This window comes from Sphingomonas sp. HITSZ_GF, assembly GCF_029543155.1.
Classification (GTDB): domain Bacteria; phylum Pseudomonadota; class Alphaproteobacteria; order Sphingomonadales; family Sphingomonadaceae; genus Sphingomonas.
Genome location: NZ_JARQXA010000003.1, coordinates 525,009 through 536,786, shown reverse-complemented (window position 1 = coordinate 536,786; position 11,778 = coordinate 525,009). Strand labels below are relative to the sequence as shown.

10 protein-coding genes are annotated in these 11,778 nt (G+C 68.9%); 6 read left to right on the top strand and 4 right to left on the bottom strand.

Annotated features, from left to right (window positions below; translation table 11 throughout):
- Positions 1-76 precede the first annotated feature (76 nt).
- The 3 genes from P6144_RS11275 to P6144_RS11265 all read right to left on the bottom strand — a co-directional run bounded on the left by P6144_RS11275 (position 77) and on the right by P6144_RS11265 (position 2,997).
- On the bottom strand, positions 77-1,246 hold the full coding sequence (locus tag P6144_RS11275) for a mandelate racemase/muconate lactonizing enzyme family protein (protein ID WP_277767857.1): 1,170 nt from the start codon (positions 1,244-1,246) through the stop codon (positions 77-79).
- A 17-nt stretch (positions 1,247-1,263) separates the two neighbouring features.
- Positions 1,264-2,178 carry a dihydrodipicolinate synthase family protein gene (locus P6144_RS11270; RefSeq protein ID WP_277767856.1) on the bottom strand — a complete coding sequence of 305 codons (915 nt, stop codon included), beginning with the start codon at positions 2,176-2,178 and terminating at the stop codon, positions 1,264-1,266.
- A gap of 96 nt (positions 2,179-2,274) precedes the next feature.
- Positions 2,275-2,997, bottom strand: a complete 723-nt coding sequence (locus P6144_RS11265; protein WP_277767855.1) for a helix-turn-helix domain-containing protein — start codon at positions 2,995-2,997, stop codon at positions 2,275-2,277.
- A 185-nt stretch (positions 2,998-3,182) separates the two neighbouring features.
- Between P6144_RS11265 and P6144_RS11260 the strand changes: the two genes are divergently transcribed.
- The 5 genes from P6144_RS11260 to P6144_RS11240 all read left to right on the top strand — a co-directional run bounded on the left by P6144_RS11260 (position 3,183) and on the right by P6144_RS11240 (position 9,594).
- On the top strand, positions 3,183-4,142 hold the full coding sequence (locus P6144_RS11260; RefSeq protein ID WP_277767854.1) for a 2-dehydro-3-deoxygalactonokinase: 960 nt from the start codon (positions 3,183-3,185) through the stop codon (positions 4,140-4,142).
- Positions 4,135-5,379 carry an MFS transporter gene (locus P6144_RS11255; protein WP_277767853.1) on the top strand — a complete coding sequence of 415 codons (1,245 nt, stop codon included), beginning with the start codon at positions 4,135-4,137 and terminating at the stop codon, positions 5,377-5,379. The genes P6144_RS11260 and P6144_RS11255 overlap by 8 nt, the downstream gene beginning before the upstream one ends.
- The gene (locus P6144_RS11250) at positions 5,369-6,100 is read left to right on the top strand and encodes an SDR family NAD(P)-dependent oxidoreductase (protein ID WP_277767852.1); all 732 of its coding nucleotides are present in this window, start codon (positions 5,369-5,371) and stop codon (positions 6,098-6,100) included. The genes P6144_RS11255 and P6144_RS11250 overlap by 11 nt, the downstream gene beginning before the upstream one ends.
- Positions 6,097-6,735 carry a 2-dehydro-3-deoxy-6-phosphogalactonate aldolase gene (locus P6144_RS11245; RefSeq protein WP_277767851.1) on the top strand — a complete coding sequence of 213 codons (639 nt, stop codon included), beginning with the start codon at positions 6,097-6,099 and terminating at the stop codon, positions 6,733-6,735. Before P6144_RS11250 ends, P6144_RS11245 begins: the two co-directional genes overlap by 4 nt.
- A gap of 138 nt (positions 6,736-6,873) precedes the next feature.
- Entirely contained in the window at positions 6,874-9,594 is a 2,721-nt protein-coding gene (locus P6144_RS11240) for a TonB-dependent receptor (protein WP_277767850.1), read from the top strand.
- A gap of 62 nt (positions 9,595-9,656) precedes the next feature.
- Here the strand turns inward: P6144_RS11240 and P6144_RS11235 are convergent, their stop codons facing one another.
- Positions 9,657-10,307 (bottom strand): TetR/AcrR family transcriptional regulator, encoded by a 651-nt coding sequence (locus P6144_RS11235; RefSeq protein WP_277767849.1) that lies wholly within the window; start codon positions 10,305-10,307, stop codon positions 9,657-9,659.
- A gap of 168 nt (positions 10,308-10,475) precedes the next feature.
- Here P6144_RS11235 and P6144_RS11230 point away from each other — a divergent pair, with 168 nt between their 5' ends.
- Positions 10,476-11,651, top strand: a complete 1,176-nt coding sequence (locus P6144_RS11230; protein WP_277767848.1) for a nucleotide disphospho-sugar-binding domain-containing protein — start codon at positions 10,476-10,478, stop codon at positions 11,649-11,651.
- The last annotated feature ends 127 nt before the right edge of the window (positions 11,652-11,778 follow it).

Sequence of the window (11,778 nt, the reverse complement as noted above, 5' to 3'; positions counted from 1 at the left end):
CGGAGCGATGTCCCGCTTGGCTCTGGATCCCCGCCTGCGCGGGGATGACGATGTGGGTTGGAGGTAGGGCGCCCTCTCAGATCGCCTCGGCGTGCTTCCAGAACGCGGCATTGGGCGTCACGCCCAGGCCGGGACCTTCGGGCAGCGCGTAGCTGCCATTGTCGCACTCCAGCCGGCCGTCGAGCAAAGCCGCGTTCCGGTGGAAGATCGAGTGCTGGTATTCGTGGTACGGCAGCTCGAGCAGCGCCGCCGAGGCCTGGAGGCTGGCGGCCAGGAAGATGCCGGTGCCGATCGTCGCATGCGGCATCGTCGGCACATGATAGGTCTGGGCAAGCCGGGCGATGCGGACGAACTGGGTGATGCCCTTGTGCCCCATCTCGGGCTGGACGATGCCGACCGCGCCGGCGGAGAGCCGGGCCTGGGCGTCGAACACGGTGCGCCATTCCTCGCCGCCGGCGATCGGCACCGGCAGCTGCGCGGCGACGCGGGCCTGGCCGGCAATGTCCTCCGATCGACAGGGCGCCTCGGCAAAGGCGAGGTCGTAGCGCGCCAGCCGGCTGATCAGCGCGGCGGCCTCGCCGGCGCTGAACATCCAGTGGAAGTCGATCATCAGCTTGATGCCCGGCCCCAGCGCCTCGCGCAGCGCCGCCAGCTCGGCCTCGATCCCGTCCGAGCTCACTGCGGCGGCGAACTTGATCGCGCCATATCCGCGATCGACGAAGTCCTTGGCGATCGCCACCTTGTCGGCGATCGTCGCGCCCGGCAGGCCGGAGACATAGGCGGGAATGCGGCTGCGCCGCTCGCCACCCAGCAGCTTGCGCACCGGCAGGCCGGCGAGCTTGCCGCAAATGTCCCACAGCGCGATGTCGACCGCGGCGACGGCGTCCATCCAGAAGCCACCCTGATAGCCGCGCACGCGCAGGATATCGTACAGGTCCTCCCAGATCACCTCGACGTCGAACGGATCGCGGCCCTGGAGCAGCGGCTCGATCAGGTCCTCGACCAGCGCACCGACCGCCTTGGGCGCGGTCAGGCCATAGGTCTCGCCCCAGCCGACCGCGCCCGATGCGGTGGTGACCTTCACCACCACCGAACGGTCGCGATCCGGATAGATGGTCCGGTTCGCCTTGCGCACCAGATAGCCGCGCGCGTTGATGCTCTCGCCTTCCTTGAGCGGGCCGAGATAGGGCGTGTCGCGCGGGATGGTGACGACGAAGGTCTCGATCCGCTCGATCCGGTCTTGCATGGACAGGCTCCGGTGCTTCAGGCGGCGAGGGTGGCCGCGCCGAGCGGCCCGGTCAAATCCTCGAGCGCGGCGAGGATCTCGTCGAGCTCCTGCAGGTCCCAGCGATCGAGCGCCGGCCCCGGCGCGCGGGTATAGGCGCTGGCGATCAGGCCGCGGCGCCGCAGCACTTCCTTGGTCAGCCGCCAGCGGAACACCGCCTGGAAGTTGAGCAGCGGCAGCATCCGCTCGAACAGCGTGCGAACCGTCGCCCAGTCGCCCAGCCGGTGCGCTGCGATCATGCGGGTGTGCAGGTCGGTCAGCTCCGAGGCAGGCATGGTGCCGGTGGCGCCGCGCGCCAGCTCGTCGGTGATGTAGCGCCCGCCGGCGCCGCCGAACACGCCGTCGAGATCGGCACCCGCGGAAAGCAGCGCGGTGATGCGCTGGCCGCAGGGCTGGTTCTCTTCCTTGACGTAACGGATCGCCGGCGCGGCGGCGGCAAGCTTCAGGATCTGCTCGGGCGAGAGGCCGAGGCCCATCGGCTTGGGGGCGTTCTGCAGCATCACCGGCACGTCGGCTGCATCGCCGAGCATGCGGTAGAAGCCGATCAGTGCCTCGGGATCGTCGCCGTGGCGCGCGGGCGTGACCACCATCGCGGCGGCAGCACCGGCCTTGCCCGCCGCCTGGATCAGCGCGGCGCTTTCGGCATCGCTCTGCCCGCCGCAGCCGGCGACGAACGCCACGCGGTCGCGCGTCAGCTCGCCGACCACGCCGATCAGGTGCAGCCGCTCGTCGAGCGAGAGCTGGTCATATTCGCTCGCCAGGCCGGGGAAGACCAGGCCGTCGACTCCGCAGGCGATCGCCCATTCGATGACGCGGCGCAGGCCGCCCTCGTCAATGGCGCCGCGCTCGTCGAAGATCGTCGGCAATACCGGAAACGCGCCGGCAATCGGCATGGCAAACCTCCCCATTCTGGACTGGACGCGATGCTGCGTCGCCCCGGGGATAATCATAGTATTGCTGAATTAGCAATACTCTACCGAAATTCGGGGTCAGTCCGATATCTCTTGTGCCGCCTGCTGCAACGCTTCGACGATCATCGGCATGTTCTGCTCGGGGATCCAGCCGGAGACGGCGACCGCGGCAAAGGCGGGATGGCCGACCCCCACCGCCACGGTGTGGCGATCGTCTTCCTCGCTCACCAGCACACGGGCGTAGCCGAGCGCGCGGATCTCCTCGAGCGCGGCGACCAGATCGTCGACTCCGCCCGGAAAACCCGGGATCTCGCGCTCTTCGTAGAGCTCGCGCACCCAGGCATCGTCATGCTCGGCGAGCAGCGCGATGCCGACGCCGGAGGAGCTGGCGGGGAGCAGGCCGATGCGGCCCAGGCCTTGGGCGGCGTCGAGGCCCGGCGGGGCGTGGAAGAGGTAGGAGACGCTGTCGTTCCACAGCACGCCCAGCGCCACGGTAAGGCCGAAGCGGCGGAGTTTCTCCAGCGCCGGCAAGGCGTTGCGGATCAGGCCCGAGGCGAACAGGCTCTGCGCGGCGAGCACGTGCATGCCCGGGCCCGAGGTGTATTTGCGGTTCGCGGTCTGGCGCGCGATGCCCAGATAGGCGAGCGTCTTGAGCAGCCGGTTCACCCGCGTCGGGTTGAAGCCCAGCTGGCGCGCAAGCTCGCGATTGCCCACCGGCTCGGGCGATGTCGCCAGCGCCTGGAGCGCAGCGATGCCGTCGATAAGGCTCTGGTTGGGCTGGGCATTCGGCTTTACGCGCAATTCTGACTCCCCGGGGCGCGGACGATCCCGCATGAATATCCCGCGCCGCCGCGCGGGCCAAGCGCGTTCGGCGCCAATGGGGTGCAAATCAAGCGATTATCGCAATTGACGTGTCGCTAAATGTGCAACAAAGAGGGTGCGGAGAGGCGGTGGATAGTGCCGCATATATAAGGCGAGACACCGACATGAGCGACGCGCGACCCTTCATCATCGGCGATTGGGGCTCCTCGGCGATGCGGCTCTATCTCTGCCGCAGCACCGCGGTCGGGCCGGAGATCCTCGAGACTGTCTCGGGCCCCGGCATCAAGTTCTGCGCCGATATCGAGGATGCGTTCTTCGCCGCCGCCCAGCCCTGGTTCGATGCGCATGGCCCACTGCCGGTGACGCTCGGCGGGATGATCGGCTCGCCGCTCGGCTGGCGCGACTGTCCCTATGCCGCATGCCCGACCAGCGTTGACAGCCTGCAGCCGCTCGTTACCCGTTTCGAGGCGCGCGGCGTGCCGATCACGATCGCGCCGGGCCTGCGCTGCACCAGCGTGTTCGGCCTTCCCGATGTGATGCGGGGGGAGGAGATGCAGATCTTCGGCTGGCTGGCGGATGCAGAGGTGGCGGCCGACGAGGCACGGCTGCTGTGCCTGCCCGGCACCCACGCCAAATGGGCGATCACCCGCGGCGGCGGCGTGGAGAGCTTCTTCACCTCGATGCAGGGCGAGATGTTCGAAGTGCTGGTGGCGCACAGCCTGCTCGGCCGCGCGATGGAGCTGGGGCCGGATCGCGCCGCGATCACCGATCGCCAGGAGTTCGTCCGCGGCGTGACGCTGATGACGGAACAGCCCGAGCTGGCGCTGGAACATGCGGTGTTCGCCTCGCGCAGCCGAATCGTCACCGGCGGGCTGGCGCCGGCATCGGCCTCGTCCTTCCTCTCCGGCGTGCTGATCGGTGCGGACGTGCGCGACGCGATCCGCGCGCACGCAAACAAGGGGCTGCTCGACAAGCCGGTGGTGCTGATCGGTGCCGAGCGGCTGTGCGAGCTCTATGCCCAGGCGCTGGCGGCGCTCGATGTCGACAGCATCTGCGTCTCGGCGCACGACGCGTCGATCCGCGGGCTTTCGGCGCTCGCCGAAGCGGTGCCGGCCGATGCCTGAGGCGGCGCCCGAAGCGGCCGCGCGGCCCAGCGGCTTTCGCTGGCTGCTGCTCGGCTGCCTGTTCGCGGCGACGGTGCTCAACTATCTCGATCGCCAGACGCTCTCGATCCTCGCCCCGCTGATCCAGCGCGACCTGAAGATGAGCGATGCGGGCTATGCCGGCGTCGTCCAGCTGTTCCTGCTCGCCTATACCTTCGCCTATCTCACCGCCGGCTGGATCACCGATCGGCTGGGCTCGAAGCTGAGCCTGGCGCTGTTCGTCGGCTGGTGGTCGCTCGCCAACATGGCGACCGGGCTGGTGCACAGCGTCATCCAGCTCGGCGCGGCGCGCTTCGCGCTCGGGCTCGGCGAGGCGGGCAACTATACCGCCGCGCCCAAGGCGGTGTCCGAACGCTTCCCGGTGCGCGAGCGCGGGCTGGCGCTCGGCATCTATACCTCGGGCGCAATGATCGGGGCGACGATCGCGCCGCCGCTGATCGGCTGGATCGCGCTGAGCTTCGGCTGGCGCGCGGCCTTCCTCGTCACGGGCGGGGCGGGGCTGGTGTGGCTCGCTGCCTGGCTGATCGTCCACCGCTTCCTGCCGCCGAGCCCCGCCGCCGCGCGCGAGGCGCTGCCCGGGGAGGCCGAGTGGAGCTGGCGCCAGATCCTGTCGAGCCGGCAGATGTGGTCGCTCGCGCTGGCGCGGACGCTCACCGATCCGGTCTGGTATTTCTACCTCTTCTGGTTCCCCAAATATCTGGCGGACGCACGCGGGCTGGGCCTGCTCGCCGTCGCCTCGCTGGCATGGATCGTCTATCTCGCCGCCGATCTGGGCAGCGTTGGCGGCGGCTGGCTCTCGGGCAGGCTCACCCAGCGCGGCTGGAGCCCGGCGCGGGCGCGGCTCGCGGTGATGGGGCTTGCTGCGCTGATCGCGCCGTTCGGGGCGCTGATCGCGACCAGCCCGGCGATCCCGCTGGTGCTCGCGCTCGGCGCGGTGGTGGCGCTCGCGCATATGGGCTTCCTGGTCAATCTGAGCACGCTGATCGTCGACATCTTCCCGCGCCGCCAGATGGCGACGATCTTTGGGATCATCGCCGCGGGCAGCGGCCTCGGCGGCATGGCGTCCACCTGGGTGGTCGGCCAGTTCGCCGGTGGACATAATTATCCGCCATTGTTCCTGGCGATGGCGGTGCTGCACCCGCTCGGCTGGGCAGTGGCGCGGCTGGCATTGCCGAAGGGAGAGAAGCATGCGGCTTGAGGGGCATCGCGCGCTGGTGACCGGCGCGGCCGGCGGGATCGGCGAAGCGGTGTGCGCCCGCTTCCTGGCCGAAGGCGCAGCGGTGGCGGCGCTCGACCTGGAGGCGCCCACGATCGGTGACCTGCGCCTGGCCTGCGATCTTCGCCGCGACAGCGCGGTCGAGCATGCGGCGCGGGCGATCGAGGCATCGATGGGAACGCCGACGATCGTCGTCCATGCCGCGGCGACCACCGAGTTCGCCGGCACGCTCGACAGCTCGCCCGAGGCATTCGCGCGCGTCTATGACGTCAATGTCGGCGGCGCGCTGCGGCTGGCGCAGCGCTTCGCCCCGGCGATGCGCGAAGCGGGGCAGGGGGCGTTCGTCTTCGTCTCCTCGATCAACGCCCGGATGGGTGCGCCGGGCCTTGCCGCCTATGCCGCCTCCAAGGGCGCGCTCGAGACCTTCCTCAAGACCTTCGCGCTCGAGGTCGCGCCGGACGGCGTGCGCGTGAACGGCGTCGCGCCGGCCTCGATCGACACGCCGATGCTGCGCGCCTCGTTCGATCGCCAGCCCGATCCCGCCGCCACGCGCGCCGCCAATGTGCTGCGCCATCCGCTCGGCCGGCTAGGCACGGCAGAGGATGTCGCCAACCTCATCCTGTTCCTCGCCTCGGACGAGGCGAGCTGGATCACCGGCAGCGTCTATGCGATCGACGGCGGCGCCGGGATCACCCGGCGATGAACCCGCGCGAACGGTTCGATGCGGCGGTGGCGGCGCTGCCGCTGGTCGCGATCCTGCGCGGCGTGAAGCCCGATGAAGCCGTGGCGATCGGCGCGGAGCTGGTCGAGGCCGGCTTCACCATGATCGAGGTGCCGCTCAATTCGCCCGATCCCTATGCCAGCATCGCCAGGCTCGCGGAGGCATTCGGCAACCAGGCGGTGATCGGCGCGGGCACGGTGCTCACCCCGGACATGGCCGATGCGGCGCGCGACGCGGGTGCCGCGCTGATCCTTTCGCCCAATTGCGACACTGCGGTGATCGCCCGAGCGGCCGGCCACGGTCTGGCGACGATGCCGGGCGTCGCCACCGCCAGCGAAGCCTTTGCCGCGCTCGCGGCGGGGGCGGACTCGCTCAAGCTGTTCCCTGCGCGCGAACTGGGTGCCGGCACGATCGCTGCCTGGCGCGCGGTGCTGCCTGCCGGAACCCGCATCTTCGGGGTCGGCGGCGTCGACGAGACCGGCTTCGCGCCCTTCGTCGCGGCAGGCGCGGCGGGCTTCGGGCTCGGCTCCAGCCTCTACCGTGCCGGTGCTACCCCGGCCGAGGTGCGCGGCGCCGCGGTGCGTACCGTCGCCGGGTGGCGTTCTGTTCGTCAATAAGTGCTATATTAGTCACATAAATCCAGAGATGGCGCACTTGAACCGTGTATGCTTGCTTGACACATAACTAAATTAGCAACATTGCAGGGGCGTGGAGTCGGTAGCGGTAGAGCTGCCGCCGGTGTGGGAGAGAGATACATGCGGATTCGCCGCCCCTTGGCGCTCGGTGTCGTCAGTCTGGCGCTGAGCACCACTTCGACGCTCTGTTACGCGCAGCAGGCACCCGCCGGCACCGCGCCCGCGCAGCCGACCCCGCCCGCCGCCGCGACGCCCGAGCAGGAAGGGCAGGCGACCGACACGATCGTCGTCACCGGCTTCCGCGCCAGCCTCGACGAAGGCATCGACATCAAGCGCCAGTCGGACCAGATCGTCGACTCGGTGGTGGCCGAGGACATCGGCAAGCTGCCCGACCAGAATGTCGCGGAATCGCTGTCGCGCGTCTCGGGCGTGCAGGTCGAGCAGGGCATCGACGAGGCCAAGGACATCTCGATCCGCGGCCTTCGCCAGAACCGGCTCGAGTTCAACGGCCGCACGCTGATCAGCCCCTATGGCCGCGGTGCCGACGGCCCCGACGAGGGCTCGTACAATGTGATGACGCTGATCCCGTCCGAGCTGGTCTCGCGGCTCGACGTCACCAAGCTGCCCAGCGCCTCGCAGGTCGAAGGCTCGCTCGGCGGCACCGTCAACATCCAGACGCGCCGTCCCTCGCCCAAGAAGCCCTTCTTCTTCGGCGCCTCGGTCGAGGGCGTGTACAAGGACCTGCCCGACAAATGGTCGGGCCGCGCCACCGCGCTGGTCTCCAAGTCGCTGTTCAACGACACGCTCGGCGTGTCGCTGGGCGTGAACTATCAGAAGCTCAACCTGCGCACGGACTCGTTCGACAGCTTCACCGGCTGGCGCCCGTTCGACAGCCGCTTCAACAACAATCCGGCCGGTGTAAATTTCGATCCCAACGGCGACGGCTCGCCGATCTACTGGTTCAACGACATCCGCTACCAGGTGCTTCAGGAGAAGCGCGAGAAGCTGGGCGTCACCGCCGGGCTGAACTGGCAGCCTTCGTCCAAGTTCAGCGGCTATGCCGACTTCCTCTATGCGCACGCCAACACCCGGCGTGACCGCAACTGGCTGTCGGTGCCGCTCGCCGCGACGGGCAACACCTATACCGCCGTCACCATCTCGCCGAACGAGAACCTGATCGCCGGCACGGTGCGCGCCACGCTGCAGGGCAATGGCGAAGTGATCCAGCTGCCGACCGACATCTATTCGGGCGCGGTCGGCGGCACCTGGACGCCCACCGAGCGGCTGACCGTCTCGGGTGAAGTCTCCTATTCGGAAGCGAACCAGGACTATACCCAGTCCTATCTGCGCGCCGATACCCGCACTGCCACGCCGGTGACCTTCGATTTCCGCGGCACCGATGTGCCGTCGATCAGCTATGCCAGCACGGTCGACCTCACCAACCCGGCGAACTTCGTCTTCCGCACCTCCTACGACAATCTCTTCCTCTATCGCTCGAAGGAGAAGCAGGGCCGGCTCGATTTCAAGCAGGAAGTCGATGGCGGGTTCATCCAGAGCGTGCAGGGCGGCATCCGCTACAGCAACATCGTCTCGACGCGCGCCACCTTCCGCAACCAGACGACCTATTCGACCACCCAGGCCCCGGTGGTGAACTATCCGGGCAACTATACCGTGGTCGACTATCCGGACCTGCTGAACGGCGCGACCGGCAGCTTCCCGAACAGCTTCGTCTCGGCGATCCCGCTCGGCACCACCGATTTCGTCTGCAAGGCGATCGTCGCCACCTGCACGCCGCAGCTCTACGACCCCACCTCGTCCTACAAGCTCGAGGAGCCGAACTGGGCGGGCTATGGCCAGGTGAACTTCGGGTCGAGCCTGTTCGGCGCCCGCTTCCGCGGCAATTTCGGCCTGCGCTACGTCCACAGCGAAGTCCATGCCGACGGCTTCATCGGCAGCCGTGCCGACGCGACCAAGGTGGTGCCGAACAATGTCGTCGTCCGCTACGACGACTGGCTGCCCAGCGTCGCCTTCCGCTTCACGCTCAGCCCCAAGCTGCTGCTGCGCTTCGGCGGCGCGCGGGTGATGGCGCGGCCGGACACGGCGGACCTCACCCCGTCCTTCTCGGTGGTGGAGAGCGCGGGCAGCGCCAGCGTCGGCAACCCGGCGCTCAAGCCGTTCCGCGTCAACCAAGCCGATCTCTCGCTCGAATATTATCCGGCCAAGGGCGCGATCTACTCGGTCGCCTTCTTCTACAAGGACGTCGAGAGCTTCCTCTACCAGCAGCTGTTCAACGAGACGATCCCGGGCTTCACCCCCGATCCCTCGACCAGCCCCGACGGTACCTTCCGCGTGACCCGGACGATGAACGGCACCGGCGGCGAGATCAAAGGCTTCGAGGCGCAGCTCACCCAGCCGCTCGATTTCCTGCCCGGCCCGTTCGACGGCTTCGGCGTGAGCGCCACCTATTCGTACATCGACAGCAAGAGCGGCATCACCGACACGCGCACGCATGGCGACCTGCCGATCCCCGGCCTGTCGAAGCAGAACGTCAACCTGGTCGGCTTCTACGAAAAGGGCTGGTTCCAGGCCCGCCTGGCGTGGAACTGGCGCAGCAAGTATCTCTACGGCCTCGGCACCGGCGGCAGCGGCGTCTTCTACCGCCCGTTCGAGAGCCTGTCGGGCTCGGTGCGCTTCAACCTCGACAAGCGCTTCCAGATCTATTTCGAGGGCAGCAACCTCACCAACACGCCGGTGCGCCGCTATGGCGGGTTCGAGGAGGCGACGATGACCTATCGCCTCACCGGCCGCACCTTCACCGGCGGCGTCCGCCTGCGCTTCTGATCGCGCGGTCAGGCCGGTTCGAAAGGCTTCGGCAGCCGCGCTGCCGGGGTCTTTTCACATCCTCAGGCCGCCCGGTCGAACCGCGTCTGGGGCCCGTGTACCAGTGCGTCGGCAGCGAGCCGGGCAAGCGGCAGCGCGTGGTGCACCCCGTCCTCGCCGACATGGCCGAGCAGGCGTGCGGTTTCCGCCAGCCCGAGCACGACCGTCACGACATGCTGTGCGGTCTCGAGCGGATTCTCGCTGGGGCGGCGGCCGGCCCGCGTGCGCAGATAGCCCGCAAAGCTCGCATATAGCGGCGCCAGGATGCGTTGCTCGAAGGCGCGGTGCAGGGCCGGGTGTGCGCTGCCATGGCGCGTCAGCACCAGCTTGGCATCCACGAAGGTCGGGTTGGTGAACAGCCGCAGCAATTCGCGCACGAAGCGGTCGAGCGCGGGGACAGTCGACATCTCGATCGGGGGCGCCGCCGGCAGGCGCCCATGCAGCTGGCGCAGCACTGCCTGGATCGAGGCGACGAAAAGATCGTCCACATTGGCGAAGTGATTGTAGATCGTTCGGCGAGTCAGCCCGGTCTCGCGGGCGACGTCGTCGAAGGTCACGCCGGCCGGGCCGTGGCGCGCGAACAATGTGCGCCCGGCAACCAGGATTGCTTCGCGATTGCCGCGCCGGCTGCGCGAACCGGATGCTTGCGCACAGATACCCATGGCAACTGCCATTGCCGCCCCCCTTTTCAACGCTGGGAGCCGAGCCATGCGATACGCATGCGACAAATGTAGCAGGCCTGCGATGGAACCCGCCCATGTCGCGACGGGCGCCGCGAAATTGCACGGCTCCGGGAAACAATAGCGGCTGCGCGGCCGGGTGGGATGCTTAGTAGCGTTCGGATGCATTTGCTTGCGACATGGGAGCTGGGGCTCGGCTACGGCCATGTCGCGACGCTCGCGCCGATCGGTCGCGTGCTGCGCCGCGCTGGCCATCGCTTGACGCTGGCTGCGCGAACCCCGGAAACCGCGCTGCGGATCGAGCGCGATGCCTTCGATGCCGTGCTGCAGGCGCCCCGTCACATCGGCCCCGCCACCGGCGGCGAGACGCTGACCTATGGCCAGGTGATCGCGGCGGGCGGGATGGGCCATGCCGCCGCGGCTATCCCGCTGGTCGCGCAGTGGCTTGCCCTGTTCGAACGGCGAAACCCCGATGCGCTGATTGCCGAGCATGCCCCGATCTCGATCCTCGCCGCCCATGTCGCCGGGCTGCCCGCGGTGCGCCTCGGTCCCACATTTGTCGCGCCGCCCGCGCGACATGTCGGAACCAGCCTGCTGCCCTGGGCCGGGCACGGCCGTGCCGAGCTCGCCCAGGCGCAGCGGCCGGCAGACCTGGTGGTGCGGACCGTCTGCCGGCATTTCGGCGCGCCGATGCTGGCCGGGCTCGGCGAGTTGCTCGAGGGCGCGCCGGGTCACGCGCTCGCCTGGAGCGAGCTCGATCATTACGGGCCGGGCGCCGCGGACTTCTATTACGGGCCGCTGGTCGGCATCGCGGCCGATGCCCGGCCCGAATGGCCGGCGGGCGAGGGGCCCCGCACATTGGTCTATCTGCCGTTTGACCGCGCGAGTGGCGTGGCGGTCGCGCAGGCGCTGGGGGCGCTTGGCTGGCCGGCGCTGTGGCATGCGGCCGGCGCGCCGCCCGAAGACCTGCCCGCCAATATCCGCTTCAGCGCCGCGCCGATCGACCTTGATGCGGTCGCTCGCGAGGCGGCGCTCTATGTCGGGCGCGGCGGCTATGGCGCCTCGGCGCGGATGCTTGGTGCGGGCGTCCCGCAACTGCTGCTGCCCGATACGCTCGAATCGCTGCTGCTCACCTATCGCCTGCGCCTGGCCGGGGTCGCCCAGTCCCAGGCCGCCTCGGCGGGGCCGGATGCGGTGCGCGATGCGCTGCGCCGCATCGCCGGCAGCGATGCGCTCCGGCTGCACGCCGGCCAGGTCGCTGCGCGCCATGTTGATCATTCGCCCGCCGACATGGCCGATCTGCTTGGCCATGACCTGATCCGAGCCGTCACGCGATGAGAAACTGCACGGCCATGTGAAGTTTCATGCCGGTGTGAAGTTACGGGGTTGGAGCTTCCCGGCGAATATCGGCATCTGCCCGCGCTGTTCAGCCTGGCGCGCATTTTCGCGCCGGCATCATCCGGCT